The organism is Paenibacillus sp. JT31N17, from assembly GCF_056269255.1.
Genome location: NZ_JBWDNP010000003.1, coordinates 95936 through 121188 on the forward strand (window position 1 = coordinate 95936; position 25253 = coordinate 121188).

A 25253-nucleotide genomic window follows, 5' to 3' on the forward strand; every position below is an offset into this window, starting at 1 on the left:
TTTTTGGGCGCCATAGGCGCCAAACGCCCATAGACGAATAGGATAAAAGGAGAATGAAGGAGGCTGGATCAAGCATGGAGAAAAAGGTTACAACAATGCCTATTGCAACAATGCCCGTTAACCAAAAGCCTATGGCTCAAATGCCGACTGCAACCGCACCGGTCACACAGCCGATGGAAAAACATGAAATGAAAAAATGGTGCAAGGATCATAAGTACCGTTATGTCCTGGCCCACACCAAGGATGGTTGGTGCTGTGACGGATTTGTGGAGCATATCGATGATGAGATGGTGTATCTCGCGGTTCCTCATTGTGACAATCAGTACGATCCGCGGGGGTTTTTCCCGTATCCGCCGCTTTATCCGCCGCTCTATCCATATCCGTATTACCCGCGCCGCCGTTTCTACCGTCAAGCATTTCCGCTTGCTGCGCTGCTGGGACTCTCGCTGCTTCCTTTTTTTTAAATCGCTGGCCATCCATAAGCTCAAACCAAGACCGGCGCCGGTGGCATCGGTCTTATCATTTCTTCCTTGCGTTGGACGTGAATGGCTTTTTTCGTTATTATGGATAAATAAAGAATGCTTTTGGACAGGAGGCAGCGGAAATGGACTGTTTATTTTGCAAAATTATTGACGGTGATATCCCTTCGAAGAAGGTGTTCGAGAATGAGCGCATATTGGCTTTTCACGATATTCAGCCGGCTGCGCCCGTACATATTCTCATCATTCCGAAGAAGCACATACCGACGATGAACGATGTTCAGGATGAGGACAACGCGCTGATTGCGGAGCTGTTCGCAGCAGCCAGGCAAATCGCCAAGGAGCACAATATTGACGAGTCGGGATACCGGCTGGTAAATAACTGCAACGCCGAGGGCGGCCAGGTTGTGTATCATCTGCACCTGCATCTTCTGGGCGGGCACCAGATGAAATCTCTCGCCGGTTGAATCACGGAATACATGGATGTACAGAAGATGTGCATTTTATAGTAAAAGAAGGAAATTAGCTGGTCCTTTCAAGTTGACACTGACTTTGGTTATACCATATAATTAAATGTGATGAACCGTGTGATCTTTCTTAGACGGTCTGCTCGGAGGGAGGGAAAACTGGTGTCTGAAACAAAAGTTCGCAAAAACGAGACAATCGATGCTGCACTCCGCCGCTTCAAGAAGACTATCGCTAAAGATGGTGTCCTTGCCGAGGTTAAGAAACGCAAGCATTATGAGAAGCCTAGTGTTAAACGCAAACTGAAGTCCGAGGCTGCGCGTAAGAGAAAGTTTTAGGAGGATCCTTCCACTAATGAACCTTAGCGAACGATTGAACGATGATATGAAGCAAGCCATGAGAGGTCAAGAGAAGTTCAAGCTCTCCACGATTCGCATGATTCGTGCTTCCATCAAGAATCTGGAAATTGACTTAAAGCGACCGCTTGATGATAATGAAGTGCTTGATATCCTAAGTCGTGAGATCAAACAACGTAAAGATTCCCTCCAAGAATTCGAAAAAGCCGGCCGCGATGATCTTGCAAAAGACGTCGCCGCAGAAATTGAAATTATTAGTGTGTACCTGCCTCAGCAGCTGACCGAAGATGAAATCAAAGAAATTGTTCAGCAGACCATAGCGGAAACCGGTGCTTCATCGAAAGCCGATATGGGCAAAGTTATGAGCGCCCTCATGCCCAAGACCAAAGGGCGTGCTGATGGTAAACTAGTAAACACATATGTGCAGCAATTTCTGCAATAACATAGGCTGACAGCCAGACACTCCCTGCAAAGGGGGTGTTTTTTCATGACTGCCCGTGTAGTCTCATTAAAAGCGGACAGTTTTCTTTTGTTTCCCGCTATTCGGAGCTATTGACACATCCTGCAGACTGCTCCAGAATAGGGGCTAATAGATGGGAAATGAGGAACACTTTACTATGCTGCGTAACTGGCTTCAAATCCTGCTGATTGCCATACCCTCACTTGTCACCTTCGCCACCCAGACCGTGACAGGAACCATTAATCTGATAATGGTGGGTCAGCTGGGCTTTGTAATAATCGCAATTGTTGGCGTTTCCAATATTATTATGTATAATGCATTTGCCATTTTTTCCGGTATCGGCCATACGGTCAGTTATCTGGTCGCACAGAATTACGGCTCCAACGATATGCGCAAAGGCCTGCAGCGGACATATCTGGCTATGTACATGTGCATATTTTTCGCGGTTGTTATATTCGTAACGGGCTGGCTGGCTGCTGACGATATTTTGCGCTGGACCGGGGGATCGGAGGAATTGGTCCATCAAGGCGGCTATTATCTGGAGCTGCGTTTCTATGCCATGTCCTTCGGCATAATTAATTTTGCCTTCCACGGCTTTCTGCGCGGAATCGGATCGACCACCATGTCCATGATTGTGTCGCTGATATCCAATTTATTGATGATTCTTCTGACGTACGTTCTCACATTTGGCCACTGGGGTTTTCCGCATCTGGGCTTGACCGGCGCAGGTCTCGCCGTGCTCATTGGTGAAGCGGTCCAGCTGTTCATTTGCGTATACATCTTTTTCTTTATTTTGCATAAACGTTACCAAACCCGCAGCCGTCTTGCTGCTTTCTCGTTTGACTGGCCGGAAATAAAACTGATCGCCCAGGAGAGCGGTAAGCTGGGCATGCAGGAATTCTCGCTCAGCGTATCCATGTTCATCTTCACCGCCTTCGTAGCCAGATTGGGCGACCACGCGCTTGCCGCCAACGAGGTGGCGCTGAATGTGATGTCCTTCGGTTTTATGCCGGCTTTTGCCTTCGGAGCGACGGCAACAATTCTGGTAGGGCAAAGCGTGGGCAGAGGAATGGCTCTGATTGGACGTCGGGCTGGAACCGATACTGCTATTCTGGGTACCATGTTCATCATTGCGCTTGGCACGGTGGAGCTGGTGTTTGCCGAGCAGATTGCCCACTTGTATTCCAAGGACCCCGGAGTTTATGAGCTGGCGGCGTTTCTGATCAAGGTGTCCGCCTACCTGCAAATTTTTGATGGCCTGCTTAATTTCTATGCAGGCGGATTGCGGGGAATCGGCGACACCACTTTTCTCATGCGCATCTCATTTTTTCTCAGCTGGTTTTTCTTTGTGCCGGTTGCTTACTTGTTTATCTTTGTGTTTCATTGGGGCAGCCTGGGAGCCTGGATCGCGCTTTACTCCTTCCTCACGGTGTTCGGCACGTCGGTCATGCTGCGTTTTTACCGTACGGACTGGACTTCAGTCAGGCTTAAGGAGGCCTCCCACGGATAATACTTGGAACGGGGGCACTGTCAGACCGTATGAAGGATTACGATTGCGGCAGATTTTGACGCGGAGAGGAATGGCGTCAGCTTCTTCTTGGTTACAGTAAGGAGAGGAGGGTCAACTATTGAAATGGTTTAGACGGCTGATAGCCAGAGGGACGCTTTCTGTTGTTGTTGGGCTTATCTTTATGAATCTGCTTGGCGCTATGGTTCCCGCTGCATTTGCGGCCGATAGCGATACCGGCGGGGGGAAGATCGGCTCCACGGTCTATGTTATTCCGGCTGAACAGCCAATCGAATCAGGGCTTGAGAAATTCCTCAAGCGTGCTTACAAGGAAGCGGAAGAAGCCGGCGCTGAGCGTATTGTGCTTGTTATTGACACCCTTGGCGGCAGCGTTGTCAGCGCAGAGGGAATTGGCGATCTCGTCCGTACCAGCAAGGTTCCGACAACAGCATTGGTTCACGGGAGGGCGGTATCCGCAGGTACTTACATTGCCCTGAATGCCGATGAGCTTGTGATGGAGCCCAATAGTGTGATCGGCTCGGCGGCGGTTGTGGACGGAACGGGCACATTGATTGACAATCCGAAAACAGTCGCCTACTGGACGCAAAAAATGAGAGCAGCCGCAGAAATAAACGGCCGGGATCCCAATTTGGCAACCGCGATGGTCAACCCGAATGTGACGCTGGAGATCAAGCCGCTTGGACGCACGGTCGAGAAAGGCGAGCTGCTGGCGTTGTCCGCCGCCGATGCGGTGAAAGTGGGCTACGCCGATTATACGGCAAGCTCCGTCGATGAGGTGCTGGCGCATCTGGGCATCGAGCAGCCCAATTTGGTGGAGGTCAAAGCCAGCGTAATGGAGCGGATTTCGCAATTTCTGACCCAGCCCGCCATCATGACGCTGCTGCTCGTTATCGGCATAGCAGGTGTAGCGATTGAACTGATCGTGCCCGGCTTTGGCATCCCCGGACTGATTGGGCTTGCAGGATTCGGACTTTATTTCTTCGGTCATTACATTACGGGCTTTGCCGGAATGGAAGAAATTATCCTGTTTGTAATCGGAGTTGTGCTGCTCATTGCCGAGGTGTTTGTGTCAAGCTTCGGTATACTGGGAATACTGGGATCAGCATCCCTTATTGCAGGGGTTGTGCTTGCCGCGCCCAGCCCGAAATCAGCGTTTTTGTCCCTGTTCGTCGCTCTGCTTGCGGCAGGAGTCATCGTCTTTATCATTGCCAAACGCTTTGCTCACAAAGGGGTATGGAACCGGTTTATTCTCAGTGAAAGCCTGACGACGGAGCAGGGGTATGTCTCAACGGCCGATAAAGCGTTATATCTCGGCATGCGCGGACGCTCCGTTACGCCGCTGCGGCCTGCCGGCACGGCGATTATCGGCGAACAGCGGGTCGACGTTGTGACACAGGGAGAATTTATCGCGGCAAATGCGGAAATTCAAGTCATTAAGGTTGAAGGAACGCGTGTCGTTGTACAGCAGTTGAACGAAAACATTTAAACCATGGAGGGGAAATTATGGAGCTGGATCCAACCGTTACCATTATAATTATCGTCGTACTGGCTATTATCGTGCTTTCCGTATTTTTGAGTTTCTTCCCGATTATGCTTTGGATTGCCGCGCTGTCCTCGGGCGTTCGGGTCGGAATCATTACGCTTGTGGCCATGCGTCTGCGGCGAGTCGTACCAAGCCGGATCGTCAATCCGCTGATCAAAGCGACCAAAGCGGGGCTTGGGCTGAACATTAACCAGCTGGAGAGCCACTTTCTGGCAGGCGGTAATGTAGACCGCGTTGTCAATGCCCTGATTGCCGCTCACCGTGCGAATATCGAGCTGGTGTTTGAACGCGCGGCGGCAATTGATCTGGCAGGACGCGATGTGCTTCAGGCGGTGCAAATGAGCGTCAACCCCCGTGTAATTGAAACGCCGATTGTAGCTGCCGTTGCCAAAAACGGAATTGAAGTCAAGGTAAAAGCGCGTGTTACGGTTCGCGCCAATATCGAACGCCTTGTCGGCGGCGCCGGCGAAGAAACGATTATTGCCCGCGTCGGTGAGGGAATTGTAACGACAGTCGGTTCTTCCGGCTCTCATAAGGATGTTCTTGAGAATCCGGATCTGATTTCCCGTACTGTGCTGGGCAAGGGACTTGATGCTGGCACGGCATTTGAGATTCTGTCCATTGATATCGCGGACGTGGATGTAGGCAAAAACATTGGTGCCCATCTGCAAACCGAGCAGGCGGAAGCCGACAAAAGAATCGCCCAGGCCAAAGCCGAAGAACGGCGTGCAATGGCTGTTGCTCATGAGCAGGAGATGAAGGCCCGTGTCGTAGAAATGCGCGCGCTTGTCGTTGAGTCGGAGTCACAGGTGCCGATTGCGATGGCTGAAGCGCTCAGGGGCGGCAAGCTTGGCGTGATGGACTATATGAATTTGAAAAACATTGAGGCCGACACGCAAATGCGCGGTTCTATCGGCAACCAGGAATCCAACCAGCCGGACAAAGAGGATAAATAGATTTTTATTAACCCGTATAAACATTCCTCGTAAAGGATTGCCGGAGGTGATGCAGTGAACGACCTGATTCAATTTATTTTGAAAAATTTCTTTATTGTCATTATTGTGGTCGGGTTTCTCTTCTCCCTGATCAATAAAGCCAGAAAGGGCAATCCGCGGGAGAACCGGATGCCCGACTTTGGAAGCGGCCCCGCGGCGCCCCGCAGAAGCCGTGATCCCCAGCAGCGGCAGTTTGGCCAGCCTGTGAATCAACCGGCTCAGCCTGCTCGCTACGATAGCGGTAACCGGTCAGAGGACGGAGAAGGGGTTAGTCTGGAATATGAAGAACCTTTTTTTGAGGAGCCTTTATATGAAGAGCCCCCAAAGGTCAGGATCACCGAGCGAACTTCGCCGTTTCAGCGCAGACCGCTTGCGCAGGCACGCATCTCTGAGCCATCCGCTGCTCCGAAAGGCGGCTTATTGCGTAATTTGGATAAGAATGAACTCCGGCGTGCGGTCGTTCTTGCCGAGGTTCTCGGTCCACCGCGCTCCAAGCGCCCCCACCGCCGTCCCTGATCGATTTTCGTGCAATAATTAGCTAGCTATAATCAAAGCGCTTAAGAAGCCTTCAGGCCACTGGAAAGTGGGTGCTGAGGGCTTCTTTGCTTTTTCAGTCTCATCTGCATCGGAATCCTCATATTTCAGCGGTTTCCAGCATACGTTGGTACAGTATGGGAAGGGGGCTTGTTGTCCGCATGCGCCGCATAAACCGCAAACTGCGTAAAATGGCTGCCGATTTGCTCGATTTACCGCAGGATGTCGTATTCGATTTGCCCCGTTTGACGATGATTGGCGATCGTCAGTTGTATATTGAAAACCACCGCGGCGTGCTCCATTTCTCCAGCGATAGTCTGCGCCTCGCGCTCAGCAAAGGGGAGCTGGAAATAACGGGAGAGGGTCTGATTATCAGGACCATTTGGACCGAAGAAGTCTTCGTGGAAGGAAAAATCAAACATATTCAAATCAAGGAATGACGATAAATGGATCGCAAAGGGGGAAGAAAGGATGAATGCTTCATGGCTGCAATGGCTGCGGGGAATTGTGACGGTCTGCATCAGAGGAGAATCCTTGGAATTGCTTGTCAACCGCGCGTTGGCGAGCGGACTTGAGCTGTGGTCCATCCGCCGGACAAGCAGCGGGGAACTGATTTGCGATTTAACCGTTAATGACTTCTTTCGCCTTCGGCCGCTTCTGAGGGAGACAAGCTCCCGGATCCATGTCGAGTCCCGCAGGGGGCTCCCCTTCTGGCTTGTCAGGCTGGAGAAAAGGCTGTTTTTCGGCGCGGGTCTTCTCATTTTTTTTATTGGCATGTACATTTTATCTTCGTTGATCTGGACCATCGATATTAAAGGGAACGACCGCTTGTCCGAAGAGCAGATTTTGCAGGCTGCCAAGCAGGAAGGACTTTATCCGTTCCAATGGTCTTTTCGACTTGAAAAATCGGACGTGCTGTCCAAGAAGCTGGCGCAGAAGCTGCCTGGAGCAGCCTGGATCGGTGTGGAAAAGCAGGGAACAAAGATCACGATCCAGGTGGTGGAGACGACGATCCCCGAGAAGCAGGAGCTGCTCAGTCCCCGCCATCTTGTGGCCTCGACCGATGCCGTTGTGACTGAAATTCTGGCCGATACCGGAAGGCCAGTCGTGAAACGGAATACGAAGGTCAAGAAAGGCGACGTGCTGATTTCCGGAATCTATGGGGATGAAGCTCATACACGCACGGTAGTGGCTAAGGGAATCGTTAAAGGTCTGGTCTGGCATGAATATATGATTGTCTCACCGATGCAGCAGAAAATGAAAACCTATACAGGGGAGAGTATTACCCGCTGGTATGGGGTAGCGTGGGGACGCGCTCTTCGGGTCAGCGGCTTTGGCAAGGTTCCCTATGATCAATTTGAGACCGAAAGACATCTGGAGCAGGCCTCCTGGCGCTCCCTGAAGATGCCGCTCGGCCGGATGAAGGAGACCATCCGGGAGGTCCGCGTGGATGAACAGACGCTCACGCAGCAGGAAGCAAGAGAGGCGGGACTGCTTCAGGCCAAAGCCGATTTATTGACCAAGGCAGGGGCGGGATCGAAGATCCGCGCCGAAAACATTTTGCATGAAAAGGCGGACAATGGTAAAGTTTATATGAAAGTGCTTTTTGAGGTGGAACAGTCGATCGTAGCTGAAAGACCGTTAGTTCATATACAAGGAGATTGAGCATTTTTGCCAAATGAAACCAAGATTATCAAAATCCCGCTCGCGAGCGCGGCGGAAGGACTTGCGCTCTTTGGACCGCAGGACAAATTTCTGAAACTGATCGAGCAGCAGACGGAAGCGGATATTATGTCCCGCGACGCTGAAATCATGATCTCCGGACCTTTTGCCGAGGTAGAGTCCATGGAACAGCTTTTCACCGTGCTGCAGCAGTTGTTCCGCGGAGGGTACACGCCATCGGAACGCGATATCATGTATGCCCTCGATTTGGCAAAGACGCTGCAGGCTGACCAGCTGCTGGATTTATTCAAAGCGGAGCTTACTTCTACATTCCGCGGCAAACCGATTCGCGTCAAGACGATAGGGCAGCGCCACTACGTGAAGATGATCAAGAAAATGGACGTCGTATTCGGCATCGGTCCTGCCGGGACAGGCAAAACGTACTTGGCGGTTGTGCTGGCGGTTGCGGCATTGAAGGAAGGCTCCGTCAAGCGGATCATATTGACCCGTCCGGCGGTAGAAGCCGGCGAGAACCTTGGCTTCCTGCCAGGCGATTTGCAGGAGAAGGTGGACCCTTATTTGCGCCCTCTCTACGACGCGCTGCATGACGTACTGGGTCCGGATCAAACCGTGAAAGCTTTTGAACGGGGCTTGATCGAGGTTGCGCCGCTTGCCTATATGCGCGGCCGTACGCTTGATGATTCATTCATAATTCTTGACGAAGCGCAGAACACGACTCCGGAACAGATGAAAATGTTTCTGACCCGGCTTGGTTTCGGCTCCAAAATGGTTGTGACCGGTGATGTCACGCAAATCGATTTGCCCCGCGGCAAACGTTCCGGACTTAATGAAGCGCAGCGTATCTTGCAGAATATTGACGAGATAGGCTTCGTGCATTTCTCTGAACAGGATGTCGTCCGTCATTCGCTGGTTCAAAAAATCATCGTGGCTTACAACATGGATGCCGATAATCAGGGCTAAATGGCGTCAGGCCAGCATAGAACGTACAGATTACCCGGGTGTACGGTTTTATAATACCCAGCATGGACGGCCCCGCAGTTGAAGCAACCCTATGGGGTGGTCGCAGCACGAGGGGGGACATAATACGTGCAGTTTTCATGGAGTGGTTGGAAGCAGAGCGCAGCGGTTCGATGGATCTTGCTGTTTTTATTTGTTTTGTTGTTTTATATCACTCTAGCTCCTTATTTGCTTCCCAAAACCTACGATATTCAAGAAGGCAAGCGGATGGAACGCGACGTTGTAGCGCCTGCGCAAATCAAGGATGATAAGGCAAGGATCAAGGCGCAGGAGGAAGCAGCGGATCGCGTGGAGCCGATTTATTCCATTGTCGCGATGCGCAGCGAGCAGCTGCTGGAGCAGATCTTTGCCCGTATGGAGCAGTTGAATCAGGATGATCAGGTTACGACGGATAATAAAGTGACCATCTACAGGACGGAAATTCCGCAGCTCTATAGCGATTATGTCGACGAGTTCGTACGCAGCAATACAGGCAAGGATGCCTATAACGACACCCTGCTGCAGGAGATGGCAACGACAGTCAAGAATCAGGAATACCGCATTCCGGAGGAAACGTACTACAAGCTGCCGCAGCTTACCGTTGTGCAGATTGCCGATATGCAGCAGGTGGGGCTTACCATCGTCCGCAAGCTGATGAGCGATCCGCTGCGGGAAGCGGAGACGGCCCGCACGAAGGTGGCGGAGCTTGTGAACGCAAGCTCGCTGAGCGAGCGCAAGACAAGGGAGATCGTTCAGGAGCTGGCTCGATTCGCCATTATGCCGAACAAATTTCTCGATAGCGAGGCAACGAGCGAAGCGAAGGTAGCGGCGAAAGAAAACACGCCGGAGGTCGTCATTAATCAAGGGGATATCATCGTCCATAAGGGAGAGATGGTCACCCAGGAGTTATACGACCGGCTCTCATCGTTCAATCTGCTGCAGGACAAAAAATCCTACTGGCCGCAGCTCGGCCTGCTGCTGCTTTCTTTGTTATTCCTTTTGTTTATTTACAGCTTTCTGGACAAATCATCGGGTCTTAATACCGCAAATGTGCGGTACAATAATGCCCAGCTTGCGATGCTGCTGCTTATTTTTATCCTGAATTTGCTGATTATGCGGATCGTCGAGCTGACGCAGACCGATACCATTTCCTATGTCGGATATTTGGCACCGACAGCAATGGGAGCGATGCTCATTACACTGCTGCTGGATGTTCAGCTCGCGGTTGTCTGCTCGTTTCTGTTCGCTATTGCCGGCAGTATCTTATTCAACGTCGATTCCAACCGTATCTTTGATTTTAATTATGGATTTATGACAACGGTTGTCTCATTTGCCGCTATTTTTGCCATTCACCGGGCGAGTCAGCGGTCTACAATATTAAAGGCAGGCATTATGGTCAGCTTGTTCGGATCTGCTTCCGTGCTAGCGTTGATTCTTCTTGGGGGCGAGCTGCCGGAGAAGACGGAAATGGTCACTACGATTGCATTTGCTTTTGCCGGAGGCCTGCTGACGGCGATTCTGGTTATCGGCTTGATGCCTTTTTTCGAGATTACCTTCGGCATCTTATCCGCGCTTAAGCTTGTGGAGCTGTCGAATCCCAATCACCCGCTGCTGCGCAAGCTGCTGACGGAGACGCCGGGTACGTACCATCACAGCGTAATGGTCGGCAATCTGTCCGAAGCGGCTGCCGAAGCCATTGGCGCCAACGGTCTGCTGTGCCGGGTCGGCTCCTATTATCACGATATCGGCAAGACCAAACGGCCCAGTTATTTTATCGAGAATCAGAGCAATATCGAGAATCCGCATGATTCCATCGATCCGAAGCTGAGCAAATCGATTATTATCGCGCATGCCCGCGATGGCGTGGAGATGCTGAAGAACCATAACATTCCCAAGCCGATCCGGGATATTGCGGAGCAGCATCATGGAACGACGTTCCTGCAGTACTTTTACCACAAAGCTTGGAAGCAGGCTGAAGCGGCCGGGGAAGAGACGGATTTCACCGAGGATGACTTCAGGTATCCCGGACCAAAGGCGCAATCGAAGGAAGCCGCCATTGTCGGCATCGCGGATTGCATCGAAGCCGCTGTCCGGAGTTTGCGGAGTCCAACGATGGAGCAGGTGGAATCGATGATTAACAAAATCATTAAAAACCGCCTGGATGACGGCCAGTTTAATGAATGCGATTTGACCCTCAAGGAGCTTGATCAAATCGCGCAGACTTTGAAGGAATCCGTTATCGGTATCTTCCATTCGCGGATCGAATATCCCGAAGACAGTAAACCAAAGGAGCGGCTGGCATGAGTTTGCGTTTGGAATGGAATAATGAACAGAATAAAGTTGAAATACCCGAAGCGTTTCTGGGACGTCTGGAGGAGCTGCTTCTGCGTGCCGGGGAAGCGGAAGGGCTCAATGAAGGCGAAGTAACTCTTTCCTTTGTGGACGATGAAGAAATTCATCAGTTAAATCGGGATTACAGAGGCATCGACCGGCCGACGGATGTGTTGTCCTTTGCCATGCAGGAACATACCGACGAAGAGCTGGATATTATTTATGATATTGAGGAAGAGGATGTTCCTTTGCCGCTGGACGGCATGCTTGGCGATATCATTATCTCCGCTGAGCGGGCGAAGCTGCAAAGTCTGGAGTACGGTCATTCGCTGGAGCGGGAGCTTGGATTTCTGTTTGTGCATGGTTTCCTGCATTTGATCGGTTATGATCATCAGGACGAAGCGAGCGAGGCGATCATGACGAAAAAGCAGGAAGACGTCCTCAGGCAGGCTGGTCTGCACCGTTAATGCGCAGGTTCATTCAGAGCTGTAAATTTGCAGTGGCTGGCATCCGTCTGGCCCTGGACACGCAGCTTCACATGCGTATTCATATAATCGCCGCTCTTATTGCCACAGCAGCAGGCTTCATTTTCAGGATTTCGCAAATGGAATGGGCTGTGCTGGTGCTTGTGATGGGGGTGGTCATATGTGCCGAGATGCTGAACACTGCGATCGAGAGCGTCGTGGATCTGGCAAGCCCGGCGATTCACCCGTTGGCCAAAGCGGCGAAGGATACAGCTTCGGGGGCTGTACTGGTTGCGGCTATTGCGGCCGTCATTATCGGATTGATCATCTTCTGCCCGCATATATGGGATATGGTCTACCATTAGCTAAAGTGAAGAAGGAGGTAATGGGATGGAGGTATCAAATGAGCCGCTCTCCGCGGACTGGGAGAAGCTTCTGGAGCAGGCAATGGAAGTACGGGGCCGTGCTTATATACCGTATTCCGGCTTTGCCGTAGGCGCGGCTCTGCTGGATAAGGACGGAAATGTCCATCTGGGCTGCAATGTCGAGAATGCAGCCTACGGTCCGACGAATTGCGCGGAACGGACCGCATTGTTCCGGGCAATTGCCGACGGGCAAGGGCCGGGCGAGTTTACGGCGATTGCTGTTGTTGGAGATACGATGCTTCCCATCACGCCCTGCGGGGTGTGCAGACAAGTGCTGGTTGAGCTTTGCAAGCCGGACATGCCCGTCATTATGGCAAACCTGACAGGCGGCCGATCAGTAATGACGGTCGAAGAGCTGCTGCCGGGAGCATTTTCGTTAAGGAAAGGCTAAGTTTGGAAGGGGATCGAATAGTCTATTATGAATCACACACCATCCGGTAAAAAAGAAAAATACCATTCCGGCTTTGTAGCGATTGTCGGCCGGCCGAACGTTGGAAAGTCGACGCTGATGAACGAAGTCATCGGCCAGAAAATCGCAATAATGTCGGACAAGCCGCAGACAACGCGCAATAAAATTCATGGTGTATACACGAAAGACAATTCGCAAATTGTATTTCTCGATACGCCCGGAATACACAAGCCGCAGTCGAAGCTTGGAAATTATATGAATAAATCCGCTGTCGGCACCTTGGGCGAAGTGGACGCCGCAATGTTCCTGATTGACGCTTCTGAAGGTCTTGGGGGCGGAGACCGCTATATCATCGAGCAGCTCAAGCTTGTCAAAACGCCGATCTTTCTGGTGATGAACAAAATCGATAAAATTCATCCCGAAGCGCTGCTGCCTCTGATCGCCACCTACAAGGAGCTGCATGATTTTGCCGAGATCATTCCGATCTCCGCGCTGCAGGGCAATAACATCGATACGCTGCTGAGTGTGCTGACCCGTTATCTGCCCGAAGGGCCGCAATATTACCCGGCAGATCAGGTGACGGATCATCCGGAGCAGTTCGTCTGCGCAGAGCTGATCCGGGAGAAAATCCTGCATCAGACGCGCGAAGAGGTGCCGCATTCCATCGCGGTGTCGATTGAGGATATGAAGGTGCAGGACAATGGAGTTGTCTACATTGGGGCAGTTATTTTTGTCGAACGCGATTCGCAGAAGGGAATCGTCATTGGCAAGCAGGGGGCGCTTCTCAAGGAAGTGGGCAGACTGGCAAGGCGCGATATCGAGCTGCTGCTGGGCTCACGGGTGTTCCTGGAGCTGTGGGTCAAGGTCAAGAAGGATTGGCGCAATCAGGAGCGCGTCCTGAAGGATCTCGGTTACAAAAACGAATAAAACGGCTTGTCCACGTTTCCTGTCAAAGCGTATAATGCCCGTTATTTGTCTGGCATAGGACATCCCCATTCATCGCATCCTAACTGTTGAGAACCATTTCGGATAGAGCGGAAGGGATGATACGAATGCGAGACTTTTCGTGGAAGTATTTTGCGCTGACCGGGGATGTGGACGCTTTTCTGCTTTATAAAGACGTGGATCAATTGAGCAAATCCGATGAGCCGGGCGTTGATGAAGAAACGCAGCTGGAATCCGACATGGAGAGTGCTCCTTCCATATGATGCGTCTTTACATGCGAGTAAGGGGAGAACCGCGATGCAGTACCGGGTTGAAGGCATTGTCATCCGTAGTATGGATTATGGGGAAGGCGGCAAAATCATTACGATTCTTACTCCTTCCCACGGCAAAGCGGCAATTCTTGTCCGCGGCGCCAAAAAAGCGAAAAGCCGTCATGGCTCGCTGACTCAGCTGTTTACCCATGGGGAATATCTTTATTACCGCAATAGCGGGCTTGGTACGCTGACGCATGGTGAGATTATTGAATCTCACCATGTTTTGCGTGAAGGGCTGGAATTGACCGCCTATGCGGCTTATGCTGTCGAGCTTACTGACCGGACGACCAACGACGAGGAAGCAAGCGAATACTTGTTTATGCAGCTCCTGGCGTGCCTGCGCGCTTTGGCCGACGGCAAAGACGGTCCAACGATTATTCAGTTATACGAGATGAAAATACTTGAGGCCTCCGGGTATGCTCCCATGTTCGATGAATGCGTATCCTGCGGGAATGTCGTTGGTCCGATGGCGCTTAGCGCCCGTTCAGGCGGCGTTCTTTGCAACCGCTGTCGATACAAGGATTCTTCCGCAATGCCGCTCAGCGAGAGCGCGCACAAATTGCTGAAGCTGTTCCGTAGAATGGATATGACGCGGCTTGGGAATATCCAGGTCAAGGATGAAACAAAAGCCCAGCTTAAGCAGGCGATGCGGCTGCTCATCGATACCCATATTAATATTCCGCTCAAATCCCGTGCATTTCTTGATCAAATGGATAAATATCCCCTTTAACAACTTGACATACCAGCGGTGAATAGCTAAGATATACTATTAGAATAGGAACGATGATGAAGAAAGTAGTCGATGGACAGTCGTCAGCGGCAGCGAACCAGGGACAGTGAAAGCCTGGGCGGACGAATCGGCGAAAGGCGCTTCGGAGTTCGGATGAACGTGAAAAGCGGATTTCCTGTATGTGCCAACACACATTGGGAGATCAAGTAGGGTGGAACCGCGGGAGATCAGCTCTCGTCCCTATGTCTGAGCTTTGTCAGACATAGAGACGAGAGCTTTTTATATCGTTTTGCCCATGTCTGAATTTGAATAATAAAGGAGAGAGTCCGGCAGATGAATTTTCAAAACATGATTTTGACGCTTCAGCAGTTTTGGGCGGAGCAAAACTGTATTCTCGTTCAGCCCTATGACGTGGAAAAGGGTGCAGGCACCATGAATCCGATGACTTTTCTGCGCACAATCGGACCGGAGCCCTGGAATGTGGCTTATGTGGAGCCTTCCAGACGTCCTGCGGATGGCCGCTACGGCGAGAATCCGAACCGCCTCTATCAGCATCACCAGTTCCAGGTGATTCTCAAGCCCTCGCCCGACAATATTCAGGAGCTGTATCTCGAGAGCCTGAAGCGGCTTGGCGTTGATCCGCTTCATCATGATATCCGGTTTGTTGAAGACAACTGGGAAGCGCCGACGCTTGGCGCATGGGGACTTGGATGGGAAGTTTGGCTCGATGGCATGGAAATTACGCAGTTTACGTATTTCCAGCAGGTTGGCGGTATCGACGTGAATCCGGTCGCTGTGGAAATTACCTATGGGATGGAGCGTCTTGCTTCCTATATTCAGGATAAGGAAAATGTGTTTGATCTGGAATGGGTTGCAGGCGTTACTTACGGAGATGTATTTCTGCAGCCGGAATACGAGCATTCCAAATATACCTTCGAAACCTCGGATGCCGCGATGCTTTTCTCGTTGTTCAACATGTATGAGGAAGAAGCGAAGAAAACGATGGAGCACAAGCTTGTTTTCCCGGCGTATGATTATGTGCTCAAATGCTCGCATGCATTCAATTTGCTGGATGCCCGCGGGGCAATCAGCGTGACGGAGCGCACAGGCTATATTATGCGGGTCCGCAATCTGGCGCGCGCCTGCGCAGCCACGTATCTGGAGGAGCGCGAGCGGCTCGGCTTCCCGCTATTGAAGAAAGAGGTGAGCGCGAATGGCTAAGGATTTGCTGCTGGAAATCGGACTTGAAGAGGTTCCTGCCCGTTTTGTGCGGGGAGCGATGAACCAGCTGAAGGAAAAGACGGTCAAGTGGCTGGATACCGCCCGCATCGCCCACGGTGAGGTGGAAGCTTATGCCACGCCGCGCAGGATCGCCGTGCTGGTCCGGGATGTGGAAGAAAAGCAGGCGGATGTCAGCGAAGAAGTGAAAGGTCCTTCCCGTAAAATCGCACTCGACGAGCAAGGGGCCTGGAGCAAAGCGGCTCTTGGATTTGCCCGCAGCCAGGGCGTTGAACCGGAGGCCTTCTATTTCAAGGAGCTTGGCGGGGTAGAGTATATCTATGCCAACAAAAGCAGCATCGGCACGGTTACCTTTGATGTTCTGCCAGAGGGCCTCACGAGCCTGATTACTTCCATGTCTTTTCCCAAAAACATGCGTTGGGGCAGCCACGAGCTGAAATTTGTCCGCCCGATCAAATGGCTTCTCGCCTTATTCGGGGAAACGGTCATACCAATTGAAATCACGGATGTTCAGAGCGGAACGATCACCAGAGGTCACCGCTTCCTGGGAGGAGAAACCTCAGTCACTTCCCCATCGTATTATGTGGAACGGCTGCGCGAGCAGCAGGTCGTTGTCAATGCAGCGGAACGTGAACAGCTGATTCTGGATCAGATCCATGCACTGGCTGCCGAGAAAAACTGGAAAATCGACGTGAAGGCGGATTTGCTGGAGGAAGTTGTGTTTCTTGTCGAATATCCGAATGTGCTGTTCGGAACGTTCGATGAAGCTTTCCTGAAGATCCCGCAGGAGGTTTTGATTACTTCGATGCGTGAGCATCAGCGTTATTTTCCGGTGCTGGATGAGCAGGGCAAACTGCTTCCTTTCTTTGTTACCGTCCGCAATGGCGACCGTACCTCTATCGAGCAGGTAGCCAAGGGCAATGAAAAGGTTTTAAGAGCGCGTCTGTCCGACGCCAGATTCTTCTATGCCGAAGATCAGAAGACTCCGATCTCCGATTCTCTGCAAAAGCTTGCGAAGATCGTTTACCACGAGGAGCTGGGAATGGTATCGGATAAGGTTGGACGCATTCAGGCAACGGCGGCCAAGCTGGCAACCGCCCTTGATCTTGATCCGCAGACCGTGGACGATATTGCGCGCACAGCGGAGATCTGCAAGTTTGATTTGGTCACTCAGATGGTTTACGAGTTTCCGGAGCTGCAGGGTGTGATGGGTGAGGATTATGCCCGCAAGGCAGGGGAGCGGGAGGCGGTTGCAGTCGCCATCAATGAACACTACCAGCCGCGTTTTGCCGGTGACCGTGCCCCAGGCTCCCTGACAGGTGCGATTGTGAGCCTGGCTGACAAAATCGATACGATTGTCGGCTGCTTCTCCATCGGCATTATTCCCACAGGATCCCAGGATCCCTATGCTCTGCGCCGCCAGGCAGCGGGCATTATCCAGATTATTCTGGCGCATGGATTGAAGCTGCCGCTGGACAGACTATTCGATCTCTCGCTGGAGGTGCACAGCGGGAAGCCAATGAAACGCGAAGCCGCGGATATTCGAAAAGACCTTTATGAGTTCTTCGCGCTGCGGGTGAAAAATGTGCTCTCCGAGCAGGGCATCCGTTATGATGTTGTCGATGCGGTTATGGCGGCAGGCTATAATGATTTGCGCCAGACGGTCAACAGAGCCGCTGCTGTGACAGCCTTCGCTGCGGGCGAGCGGCGGGATGAATTCAAGCTGGCGGTCGATGCTCTGAACCGGGTGAGCAACCTTGCCTCTAAAGCTGCGTCTAAGAATGTGGCGCCTTCCCTCTTTGCGGATGAGGCTGAAGGTGAATTGTACGCCGCATGGCAGGCCGTAAGCGAAAGCATTGTGGAATGTATTAACAATGATGATGCTGCAGGTGCGATCGCCAAGCTCGCGGGATTAAAGGAACCGATCACTGCGTATTTTGACCGCGTTATGGTTATGGCTGAAGATGAAGCCGTCCGTGCAAACCGCTTGGCTCTATTGGCTCTTATCGCCGACGGAGCGGGTACAGTTGCAGATTTATCCAGACTTGTGTGGTAATAAAAGGTGGCTCGGCCTGCACAGCCATCATATTTTAGCATTTTAGGAGGGGACCAACATGACAACCGGGCTTCATCCTGATGTGATTATTTATGTGGTTTCGGATTCCGCCGGCGATACCGGCGAACTGGTTGTGCGTGCTGCGGTTGCCCAGTTCCATCCCATTTACGCGGATATACGCCGGGCTCCTTTTGTTCAGGATGAGTCCGCTGTAGAACGGATGGTGCTGCAGGCCAAAGAGCATAATGCGATTATTTTGTACACACTTGTGATTCCCAAGCTTCGTGACGTGCTGAGCAAGTTTTCGCTGGAGCATTCCGTCGTGGCGATTGATCTGCTGGGTTCGCTGATCGGCAGCCTGGAGCTGAAGACCAACCGTCCCTCCCGCAAGGAGCCGGGGCTGAATCATGTGCTGGACGAGGATTATTTCCGCAAGGTGGAGGCTGTTGAGTTCGCCGTCAAGTATGACGATATGCGCGACACGACCGGGATTATCAAGGCGGACATCGTGCTTGTCGGCGTATCCCGAACCTCCAAAACTCCGCTGTCGATGTACCTGGCACACAAGAAATTCAAAGTAGCCAACGTGCCGTTGATGCCGGAGCTCAAGCCGCCCGACGAGCTGTTTCGGATCCCCAAGGGAAAAATAGTGGGACTGACGATTGATGTCCATTATTTGAACGTCATCCGCAAGGAACGCCTTAAGGCTCTTGGTTTGCCGGACAGTGCGGCGTATGCGACGACAGCGCGAATTGAGCAGGAGCTTGCTTACGCTGCGGATATTATGAAGCGGATCGGCTGCGTGGTAATCGATGTTTCGCATCGGGCGGTGGAGGAAACGGCAAGTTTAATCATGGAATGTATTCCTTCCAGCTGATTTTTCTTGCAGGATTCTTTTATCTTTTGCCGTATATAACATAGTACAGAATTATTCCAGGGATGCGGTGATGCATAAACGTGGCGAATACCCCTACAATTGTGGTGGATGCCGATGCCTGCCCGGTCAAGCGCGAAATCGTCGAGGTAGCGCGGAATATGTCCATTCCCGTGCTGATGGTTGCTTCGTACGACCATCGTCTGGAGCCGGGGGCAGGCATTCAGATTGTCCAGGTGGATAAAGGCGATCAATCTGTCGATTTGTATATCGCCAATCATGTCGCACGGGGAGATATCGTCGTTACGCAGGACTTCGGGCTTGCGACGATCGTGCTGGCCAAAGGGGCAATTGCGCTCTCGAATCGGGGACAGCAGTATGATGACAGCAATATTGATTATCTCATGGAGCGCAGACATGAGCTTGCGAAGCGTCGAAGAAGCGGCGGCAAGACCAAAGGGCCGAAGGCCATGACAAGCGAGGATCGGATCCGTTTTCAGCAAAAGCTGACAAAAGTTTTGCGAACCCGGCAGGAGAATGGTGAATCTTAGCGAATATTTAAACATGTTTAGGATGAAGGTGGGGATATATGGCGTTCGCTAAAATACCTGATTCCGTCATAGAAGCGGTGCTGCGGCATCACGATATCGTCGAGACGGTTGGAAAATACGTTAACCTCTCAAAACAAGGCAAATATATGAAAGGGTTATGCCCTTTTCATTCAGAGAAGACCCCTTCGTTCACCGTTACGCCCGAGAAACAGATTTTCTACTGCTACGGGTGCGGCAAAGGCGGCAATGCTGTAAAATTCATCGAGGAAATCGAAAACTATTCGTTCCCTGAAGCGGTCCGCGTTATGGCGGAGGAGGCCGGTATCCCGGTAACGTGGACAGGGAATTTCGACGGTTTCGATTCAGTCGAATCGGGTGAACGGGATAAGCTGATTGAAGCGCATGAGCTTACCGGAAAGCTTTATCATTACCTGCTGATGAATACGTCTCATGGCCAGCCCGCTTTGGAGTATTTGCGCTCGCGCGGGGTAACGGACAAGCAGATCGACCAATTCCTGATCGGTTACGCGCCGCCGGAATGGGATACCTTGGTGCGTTTTCTGGACAAGCGGGAATTCAAACTGGATCTGATGGAAAAGGGCGGTCTCCTGATTGCCAAGCAGGATGGAAGCGGATATATCGACCGGTTTCGGGACCGGATTATGTTTCCGATCCGTAATGGCGAAGGCAAGGCAATTGCGCTGGCAGGTCGGATACTTGGCGAAGGGCAGCCCAAATACCTGAATTCGCCCGAAACCATGCTGTTCAACAAAAGCCGCAGCCTGTACAATTTCAATCAATCCAGGGCGGCCATGCGGAAGAGCCGGCGCGCCGTATTGTTCGAAGGCTACATGGATGTGGTCAAAGCATGGACCGCCGGAGTCAATAACGGTGTGGCCACGATGGGTACTTCTCTGACAGAGAGCCATGCCATGATCCTTCAGCGGAATGTGGATGAAGTACTGCTTTGTTACGACGGCGACAGCGCCGGACAAGCTGCAGTCGTGAAGACCATTCCACTGCTCGAAAAGGCAGGTCTGCGCGTGCAGGTGGCCATGCTGCCCAAAGGCATGGACCCCGATGAGTTTATTGAAAAGAACGGGGCGCAGGCATTTATCAGGGAGACGATTGAACACCCCGTTTCCGTCACGAAATTTAAACTAATATATGCGAAGAAAAACCATATACTCCTAGAAGAAGAAGGACAGAAGAACTATATGCTCGAAGCTGTCGGCATTATTGCCGAGCTTGATTCTCCCACCGAGCGTGAGTTTTATCTAAAAGATCTGTCCCGTGAATTCGATATATCTTTAGAGGCGCTCAAACAAGACTGCTTCCAGCATAGACAGCAGCACCAGAAATTGAAGCCGCAAAGGGATAATAACGACAATTCGTGGAATAATGGTAGGAATGAAATCCGTCGTATGCCTTCTTCGCCGCCTGTGCTGCCTGCTTATCAGGTAGCGGAACGCAGACTTCTGGCCCGCATGCTGCAGGACAGGGAAACGGCGCAAACGGTGCACGGCCAGCTCGGAGAAGCATTTAACGTTGAGGATCACGCAGCGCTTGCTGCTTACTTATATGCTTATTATGCACAAGGTCATGATCCGGATATTAGCCGATTTATCGCTTCGCTTCAGGACGACCGTCTGGAGAGGACGGCCGCTTCAATCTTAATGATGGACGATGATTTTCCGTTCGACGAGCAGCTGCTCGCTCACTATATTATGGAAATTCTCAAAGTGCCCAGATTTCGTGGAATCGAGCATAAGAAAGAGGAAATGGTGCAGGCGGAACGATCCGGCGACATGTTGTTGGCGGCTCGAATTGCAAGTGAGATTATAGCCCTAGAGAGACAGCTTAAAGGACAGTAGGATGATCGTTTCTAGGGAGGAGGGAGTCGGAATATGGCGAATGATCAACATACTGAATTGGATATCGAACAGAAGCTGGAGATTGTCAAAGAGCAGCTGATTGAACACGGTAAAAAAAGATCCTCCTTAACCTATAAAGAGATCATGGAGAAGCTTTCACCGTTTGATCAGGATCCGGAGCAAATTGATGAATTTTTCGAACAGCTCGATGATATCGGAATTGAAGTGTTGAATGAGAATGATGATCTTCCAACAAGCAGAGAACGTGAAGATCAGGAGAGAGAACCGGATGAATTTAATTTTGACGATGATCTGGCGCTCCCGCCCGGTATCAAAATCAATGATCCCGTCCGGATGTACTTGAAGGAGATCGGACGAGTTCCGCTTTTGTCCGCGGATGATGAGGTTGAGCTGGCCAAACGGATCGAGAATGGCGATGAGGAAGCAAAACGTAGGCTTGCCGAAGCCAACCTCCGGCTCGTAGTCAGTATTGCCAAGCGGTATGTGGGACGCGGTATGTTATTTCTCGACCTGATTCAGGAAGGGAATATGGGCCTGATCAAAGCCGTTGAAAAGTTTGATCATACCAAGGGCTACAAATTCAGCACGTACGCAACCTGGTGGATCCGCCAAGCGATAACAAGAGCCATCGCCGACCAGGCCAGAACAATCCGGATTCCGGTTCATATGGTGGAGACGATCAACAAGCTGGTAAGGGTCTCCCGTCAGCTTCTGCAGGAGCTCGGCCGTGAGCCAAGTCCAGAGGAAATAGCGGCGGAGATGGATCTCAGTACGGAGAAGGTCCGGGAAATTATGAAGATCGCCCAGGAGCCTGTATCGCTGGAGACGCCGATCGGTGAAGAAGACGATTCCCATCTGGGAGATTTTATCGAGGACCAGGAAGCACTTGCACCGGCGGATGCGGCCGCATACGAGCTGCTCAAGGAGCAATTGGAAGATGTGCTGGATACATTGACCGAACGCGAGGAGAATGTGCTCCGTCTGCGTTTTGGACTGGATGATGGACGGACCCGGACCCTTGAGGAAGTGGGCAAGGTGTTTGGCGTCACGCGGGAGCGGATTCGTCAGATCGAAGCCAAAGCGCTGCGCAAGCTGAGACATCCGAGCCGCAGCAAGCGGTTGAAGGATTTTCTCGAATAAGGATGAAGACGAGGACCTTTCTGCTGCGGCAGCAAAGGTCTTTTTTTTCTTAAGGATTACCGTATCATGATGAACTCGCGACAGGTTTGAGAAATTGCTGCCCGAAAGGAACGAGGATCAACATGGATCAGGAGCGCCGCAAAACGATTGTAAAAGAAATTGAACACTGGCAGCGAAGCAAGCTGCTCCCGGAGCAATATTGCGATTTCCTGCTTAATTTATATGTGGAAGAGGGAGCGGCCCGCACGGCTTCGACAATTACCGGTAAAGCGGCCCAGGCGGTGTCCAAGGCTTCATGGAAGCAGTGGTTCCTTACATTTGGAATTTTTTCCTTGATTTGTTTTGTTGTTCTTTATTTTAGCTTTTTTCATCCTTTATTGCAAATTGGCATATCCTTGTCGGCAGTGCTTGTTTTTCTTCTGTATGGCCAGCGTTATCGCCAGAAAAATGAATCCGCCGGCTTGGGACTCATCGGAATTGGCATGCTGCTGATGCTCGGCGCCGGGATCTATATGCTGCAGCTGCATGAGCTGCAAGCCTGGGGCTGGAAGGCGGGGGTGCTTGCTTTCTGCTCGCTTGTCTGGATCGTTTTTGGGATTAGCGTGCGCATTCCGCTGCTTCATCTATGCGGCTGGGTCGCTTCTTTTCTCGTTTATGCCTGGCTGCTCTCCAATACTTTCGATTCTCCAGAATGGTATGAAATTCAGCTTTTCTGGCTTCCGGCGTCATTTGTATTCGGTTGGTGCAGCTGGTTTTTTCACCGCTGGTCAAGGCCCGTGGCGGCTATTTTATTCGTGGCGGGAGCGCTTATCTGGTTTATGCCGGAATTATATTCCGCCGTATTTGCCAAGGAACAAATATGGCTGCAGCTGCAGCTTATCACCAAAATCATTGCAGGGGGCTTGCTCCTCTTCAGCTTAAGAAAACAGTGGATTGCGTGGGTTGCTTAACATGATAAAATTATCCAAACGACTGCAAACGATAGCAGATCGTGTCAGCGCGGGCGCTCGGGCAGCCGATATCGGCTCTGACCATGCCCTCCTTCCGGTATATCTGGTGCAGAGCGGCAAATGCCCGTCGGCAATTGCCGGTGAACTGAATACCGGACCATTTCTGGCGGCGCAGAAGGGTGCTGCTGAAGCCGGATTGACCGGGGCAATCGATGTCCGTCAAGGAGACGGGTTGTCGGTCCTCTTGCCGGGAGAAGCGGATACAGTCATCCTTGCTGGCATGGGAGGAAGCCTGATGTCCGATATTCTGGAAGCGGGCTGGACAGATGGCCGCCTGGACGGCGTGCGGGAGCTGGTTCTTCAGCCGAATGTGGGAGAGGATCTGGTGCGCCGCTGGCTCGTACGCCGCGATTTTGTTCTTCAGACTGAGACAATTATAGAAGAAGACGGCCGTATTTATGAAATACTGCATGCCCTCGCCGGTGAGAATAAAGAGGCGGCAGAGGCGTGGAACAACCGCTTGTACGATGCTTCTGAGCTCCCTCTTCAAATGTCTGCAGGCTATCGCATCGAATGGCTGTACCGGATGGGACCGTATTTGCTGCAAGCAGGCGATGAGCTCTTAAAGAAGAAGTGGCGGATGGAGCTTGGAAAGCTCGAGCGGATACGTAATCAGCTGGCTTTGTCGACGCTCAGCGAATCCAGGGAGAAAGAAGCGGCTCTTGGAGATGAAATGCAGCAAATGGAGGAGGTGCTTCAATGTTTGCCCATGGTCAAACCGTAATTCAATTAATGGAGCAGCTGGCACCCAAGCATTTGGCCGTCGAGAATGATAAAATCGGCCTGCAGCTGGGTACGCTGCAGAAGGAAATAAGCAAGGTGCTCGTTGCTCTTGACGTGACCGATGAGGTGGTTGATGAGGCAATTGCCTCAGGCGCCGGGCTGATCATTGCCCATCATGCCATCATCTATAGACCGCTGGCGAAGCTCGACACCTCAACGCCGGCCGGCAAACTTTATGAGAAGCTGATCAAGCATGATATTGCCGTGTATATCGCTCATACCAATCTTGATTCAGCTGAAGGCGGCATCAATGACTGGATGGCCGATCTGGTTGGCATCGCCCAAGAGGGCAGAGCAAGTCTGGAAATTGTCCATACCGACAAGCTGTTTAAGCTTGTTGTTTTTGTACCTGCAGCGCATGAGGATGCCGTTCTGCAGGCGATCTGGAATGCGGGAGCCGGAGCGACGGGAAATTACAGCTGCAGCAGCTTTAAGGTGGAAGGAACGGGAACTTTCCTGCCTGGAGAGCAGGCGCAGCCCTTCATAGGAAAGCATGGCCAGCTCGAACAGGCATCTGAAGTAAGAGTGGAGACAATTGTTCCGCAAAGCCTGCAGCGGAAGGTTGTTCAGGCGATGATTAAAGCACATCCGTACGAGGAGGTCGCCTATGACCTGTATCCGCTTGAAATCAATGGGCCTTCTTATGGACTGGGACGTGTCGGGAAGCTGCCGGAACCTGTAAAGCTGATTGAACTCGCTGAGCTTGTTAAACAGGTGTTTGACGTGCCTGCGGTCAGAATGGTGGGCGATCCGGATACGGTTGTCCGCAAAGCGGCTGTTCTCGGCGGCTCCGGGGGCAGATATGTGAAACACGCCCAGTTCGCCGGAGCGGATGTGCTTATTACTGGAGATATTGATTATCATACTGCTCATGACGCTCTGGTGGCAGGCCTGTGCATTATTGATCCGGGACATAATATTGAGAAAATCATGAAGCCGAGGGTGGCGCAGTGGCTGACCCATGAGCTGATTAAGCGTAAATACAAGACGGTCGCGGCTGCGTCCCAGGTAGAGACGGAACCTTTCCGGTTCATTTAAATTTAAACTT

General features: G+C 51.7%; 27 protein-coding genes. All 27 read left to right on the top strand.

Annotated features, from left to right (window positions below; all coding sequences use genetic code 11):
* Nucleotides 1–74: 74 nt before the first annotated feature.
* The 27 genes from AC0YOB_RS12050 (at nt 75) to AC0YOB_RS12180 (ending at nt 25243) form a co-directional block, all read left to right on the top strand.
* Nucleotides 75–464, top strand: a complete 390-nt coding sequence (locus tag AC0YOB_RS12050; RefSeq protein ID WP_379114065.1) for a hypothetical protein — start codon at nt 75–77, stop codon at nt 462–464.
* Between the two features lie 140 nt (nt 465–604).
* A complete protein-coding gene (locus AC0YOB_RS12055) occupies nt 605–946 on the top strand; it encodes a histidine triad nucleotide-binding protein (protein WP_210037710.1) in 342 nt (113 codons plus the stop codon).
* Between the two features lie 162 nt (nt 947–1108).
* The gene (gene rpsU / locus AC0YOB_RS12060; protein WP_188992903.1) at nt 1109–1282 is read left to right on the top strand and encodes a 30S ribosomal protein S21; all 174 of its coding nucleotides are present in this window, start codon (nt 1109–1111) and stop codon (nt 1280–1282) included.
* 16 nt (nt 1283–1298) lie between these two features.
* Nucleotides 1299–1742, top strand: a complete 444-nt coding sequence (locus tag AC0YOB_RS12065; RefSeq protein ID WP_475768175.1) for a GatB/YqeY domain-containing protein — start codon at nt 1299–1301, stop codon at nt 1740–1742.
* Nucleotides 1743–1917: 175 nt separating this feature from the next.
* Nucleotides 1918–3270: an MATE family efflux transporter gene (locus AC0YOB_RS12070; protein ID WP_475793553.1), complete on the top strand. Its 1353-nt coding sequence runs from the start codon at nt 1918–1920 to the stop codon at nt 3268–3270.
* A gap of 118 nt (nt 3271–3388) precedes the next feature.
* Nucleotides 3389–4774 (top strand): NfeD family protein, encoded by a 1386-nt coding sequence (locus AC0YOB_RS12075; RefSeq protein WP_475793047.1) that lies wholly within the window; start codon nt 3389–3391, stop codon nt 4772–4774.
* A gap of 17 nt (nt 4775–4791) precedes the next feature.
* Nucleotides 4792–5787: a flotillin-like protein FloA gene (floA, locus tag AC0YOB_RS12080; RefSeq protein WP_379114069.1), complete on the top strand. Its 996-nt coding sequence runs from the start codon at nt 4792–4794 to the stop codon at nt 5785–5787.
* A 54-nt stretch (nt 5788–5841) separates the two neighbouring features.
* On the top strand, nt 5842–6342 hold the full coding sequence (locus AC0YOB_RS12085; protein ID WP_475793048.1) for a hypothetical protein: 501 nt from the start codon (nt 5842–5844) through the stop codon (nt 6340–6342).
* 179 nt (nt 6343–6521) lie between these two features.
* Nucleotides 6522–6800 carry a sporulation protein YqfC gene (yqfC, locus tag AC0YOB_RS12090; RefSeq protein WP_475793049.1) on the top strand — a complete coding sequence of 93 codons (279 nt, stop codon included), beginning with the start codon at nt 6522–6524 and terminating at the stop codon, nt 6798–6800.
* A gap of 31 nt (nt 6801–6831) precedes the next feature.
* Nucleotides 6832–8025 carry a sporulation protein YqfD gene (gene yqfD, locus AC0YOB_RS12095; protein WP_475793050.1) on the top strand — a complete coding sequence of 398 codons (1194 nt, stop codon included), beginning with the start codon at nt 6832–6834 and terminating at the stop codon, nt 8023–8025.
* A gap of 6 nt (nt 8026–8031) precedes the next feature.
* The gene (locus tag AC0YOB_RS12100; protein ID WP_475793051.1) at nt 8032–9003 is read left to right on the top strand and encodes a PhoH family protein; all 972 of its coding nucleotides are present in this window, start codon (nt 8032–8034) and stop codon (nt 9001–9003) included.
* Between the two features lie 126 nt (nt 9004–9129).
* Nucleotides 9130–11343, top strand: coding sequence for an HD family phosphohydrolase (locus tag AC0YOB_RS12105; protein WP_210037703.1), 2214 nt, complete (start codon nt 9130–9132; stop codon nt 11341–11343).
* Nucleotides 11340–11837, top strand: a complete 498-nt coding sequence (gene ybeY, locus AC0YOB_RS12110; protein ID WP_475793052.1) for an rRNA maturation RNase YbeY — start codon at nt 11340–11342, stop codon at nt 11835–11837. The genes AC0YOB_RS12105 and ybeY overlap by 4 nt, the downstream gene beginning before the upstream one ends.
* The gene (locus AC0YOB_RS12115; RefSeq protein WP_475793053.1) at nt 11837–12199 is read left to right on the top strand and encodes a diacylglycerol kinase; all 363 of its coding nucleotides are present in this window, start codon (nt 11837–11839) and stop codon (nt 12197–12199) included. Before ybeY ends, AC0YOB_RS12115 begins: the two co-directional genes overlap by 1 nt.
* Before the next feature lie 25 nt (nt 12200–12224).
* Complete coding sequence (locus AC0YOB_RS12120; protein WP_475793054.1) at nt 12225–12650, top strand: cytidine deaminase; 426 nt, start codon at nt 12225–12227, stop codon at nt 12648–12650.
* A 27-nt stretch (nt 12651–12677) separates the two neighbouring features.
* Entirely contained in the window at nt 12678–13595 is a 918-nt protein-coding gene (gene era, locus AC0YOB_RS12125) for a GTPase Era (protein ID WP_475768167.1), read from the top strand.
* 125 nt (nt 13596–13720) lie between these two features.
* Entirely contained in the window at nt 13721–13876 is a 156-nt protein-coding gene (locus AC0YOB_RS12130) for a YqzL family protein (protein ID WP_475786342.1), read from the top strand.
* Between the two features lie 34 nt (nt 13877–13910).
* Nucleotides 13911–14657: a DNA repair protein RecO gene (recO, locus tag AC0YOB_RS12135; RefSeq protein ID WP_475793055.1), complete on the top strand. Its 747-nt coding sequence runs from the start codon at nt 13911–13913 to the stop codon at nt 14655–14657.
* Between the two features lie 333 nt (nt 14658–14990).
* A complete protein-coding gene (gene glyQ, locus AC0YOB_RS12140) occupies nt 14991–15878 on the top strand; it encodes a glycine--tRNA ligase subunit alpha (RefSeq protein ID WP_210037696.1) in 888 nt (295 codons plus the stop codon).
* Entirely contained in the window at nt 15871–17952 is a 2082-nt protein-coding gene (gene glyS, locus AC0YOB_RS12145; RefSeq protein WP_475793056.1) for a glycine--tRNA ligase subunit beta, read from the top strand. The genes glyQ and glyS overlap by 8 nt, the downstream gene beginning before the upstream one ends.
* A gap of 58 nt (nt 17953–18010) precedes the next feature.
* Nucleotides 18011–18829 (top strand): pyruvate, water dikinase regulatory protein, encoded by an 819-nt coding sequence (locus AC0YOB_RS12150; protein ID WP_475768162.1) that lies wholly within the window; start codon nt 18011–18013, stop codon nt 18827–18829.
* 80 nt (nt 18830–18909) lie between these two features.
* Nucleotides 18910–19377: a YaiI/YqxD family protein gene (locus AC0YOB_RS12155; RefSeq protein ID WP_475786346.1), complete on the top strand. Its 468-nt coding sequence runs from the start codon at nt 18910–18912 to the stop codon at nt 19375–19377.
* A gap of 38 nt (nt 19378–19415) precedes the next feature.
* Entirely contained in the window at nt 19416–21251 is a 1836-nt protein-coding gene (gene dnaG, locus AC0YOB_RS12160) for a DNA primase (RefSeq protein WP_475793057.1), read from the top strand.
* 33 nt (nt 21252–21284) lie between these two features.
* Nucleotides 21285–22412 (top strand): RNA polymerase sigma factor RpoD, encoded by a 1128-nt coding sequence (rpoD, locus tag AC0YOB_RS12165; RefSeq protein WP_210037692.1) that lies wholly within the window; start codon nt 21285–21287, stop codon nt 22410–22412.
* A 122-nt stretch (nt 22413–22534) separates the two neighbouring features.
* A complete protein-coding gene (locus tag AC0YOB_RS12170; RefSeq protein ID WP_475793058.1) occupies nt 22535–23362 on the top strand; it encodes a hypothetical protein in 828 nt (275 codons plus the stop codon).
* 1 nt (nt 23363) lies between these two features.
* Nucleotides 23364–24146, top strand: a complete 783-nt coding sequence (locus AC0YOB_RS12175; RefSeq protein WP_475793059.1) for a tRNA (adenine(22)-N(1))-methyltransferase — start codon at nt 23364–23366, stop codon at nt 24144–24146.
* Nucleotides 24122–25243 (top strand): Nif3-like dinuclear metal center hexameric protein, encoded by a 1122-nt coding sequence (locus tag AC0YOB_RS12180; protein ID WP_475793060.1) that lies wholly within the window; start codon nt 24122–24124, stop codon nt 25241–25243. Before AC0YOB_RS12175 ends, AC0YOB_RS12180 begins: the two co-directional genes overlap by 25 nt.
* The last annotated feature ends 10 nt before the right edge of the window (nt 25244–25253 follow it).

What these genes read in the sequence shown, in the direction of transcription:
- era (WP_475768167.1), top strand. Translation starts at nt 12,678, where the DNA reads ATGAATCACACACCATCCGGTAAAAAAGAAAAATACCATTCCGGCTTT.
- glyS (WP_475793056.1), top strand. Translation starts at nt 15,871, where the DNA reads ATGGCTAAGGATTTGCTGCTGGAAATCGGACTTGAAGAGGTTCCTGCC.
- AC0YOB_RS12070 (WP_475793553.1), top strand. Translation starts at nt 1,918, where the DNA reads ATGCTGCGTAACTGGCTTCAAATCCTGCTGATTGCCATACCCTCACTT.
- AC0YOB_RS12150 (WP_475768162.1), top strand. Translation starts at nt 18,011, where the DNA reads ATGACAACCGGGCTTCATCCTGATGTGATTATTTATGTGGTTTCGGAT.
- AC0YOB_RS12050 (WP_379114065.1), top strand. Translation starts at nt 75, where the DNA reads ATGGAGAAAAAGGTTACAACAATGCCTATTGCAACAATGCCCGTTAAC.
- recO (WP_475793055.1), top strand. Translation starts at nt 13,911, where the DNA reads ATGCAGTACCGGGTTGAAGGCATTGTCATCCGTAGTATGGATTATGGG.
- yqfC (WP_475793049.1), top strand. Translation starts at nt 6,522, where the DNA reads ATGCGCCGCATAAACCGCAAACTGCGTAAAATGGCTGCCGATTTGCTC.
- AC0YOB_RS12175 (WP_475793059.1), top strand. Translation starts at nt 23,364, where the DNA reads ATGATAAAATTATCCAAACGACTGCAAACGATAGCAGATCGTGTCAGC.
- floA (WP_379114069.1), top strand. Translation starts at nt 4,792, where the DNA reads ATGGAGCTGGATCCAACCGTTACCATTATAATTATCGTCGTACTGGCT.
- dnaG (WP_475793057.1), top strand. Translation starts at nt 19,416, where the DNA reads ATGGCGTTCGCTAAAATACCTGATTCCGTCATAGAAGCGGTGCTGCGG.
- ybeY (WP_475793052.1), top strand. Translation starts at nt 11,340, where the DNA reads ATGAGTTTGCGTTTGGAATGGAATAATGAACAGAATAAAGTTGAAATA.
- AC0YOB_RS12170 (WP_475793058.1), top strand. Translation starts at nt 22,535, where the DNA reads ATGGATCAGGAGCGCCGCAAAACGATTGTAAAAGAAATTGAACACTGG.
- yqfD (WP_475793050.1), top strand. Translation starts at nt 6,832, where the DNA reads ATGAATGCTTCATGGCTGCAATGGCTGCGGGGAATTGTGACGGTCTGC.
- AC0YOB_RS12180 (WP_475793060.1), top strand. Translation starts at nt 24,122, where the DNA reads ATGTTTGCCCATGGTCAAACCGTAATTCAATTAATGGAGCAGCTGGCA.
- AC0YOB_RS12055 (WP_210037710.1), top strand. Translation starts at nt 605, where the DNA reads ATGGACTGTTTATTTTGCAAAATTATTGACGGTGATATCCCTTCGAAG.
- AC0YOB_RS12120 (WP_475793054.1), top strand. Translation starts at nt 12,225, where the DNA reads ATGGAGGTATCAAATGAGCCGCTCTCCGCGGACTGGGAGAAGCTTCTG.
- glyQ (WP_210037696.1), top strand. Translation starts at nt 14,991, where the DNA reads ATGAATTTTCAAAACATGATTTTGACGCTTCAGCAGTTTTGGGCGGAG.
- AC0YOB_RS12115 (WP_475793053.1), top strand. Translation starts at nt 11,837, where the DNA reads ATGCGCAGGTTCATTCAGAGCTGTAAATTTGCAGTGGCTGGCATCCGT.
- AC0YOB_RS12065 (WP_475768175.1), top strand. Translation starts at nt 1,299, where the DNA reads ATGAACCTTAGCGAACGATTGAACGATGATATGAAGCAAGCCATGAGA.
- AC0YOB_RS12130 (WP_475786342.1), top strand. Translation starts at nt 13,721, where the DNA reads ATGCGAGACTTTTCGTGGAAGTATTTTGCGCTGACCGGGGATGTGGAC.
- rpoD (WP_210037692.1), top strand. Translation starts at nt 21,285, where the DNA reads ATGGCGAATGATCAACATACTGAATTGGATATCGAACAGAAGCTGGAG.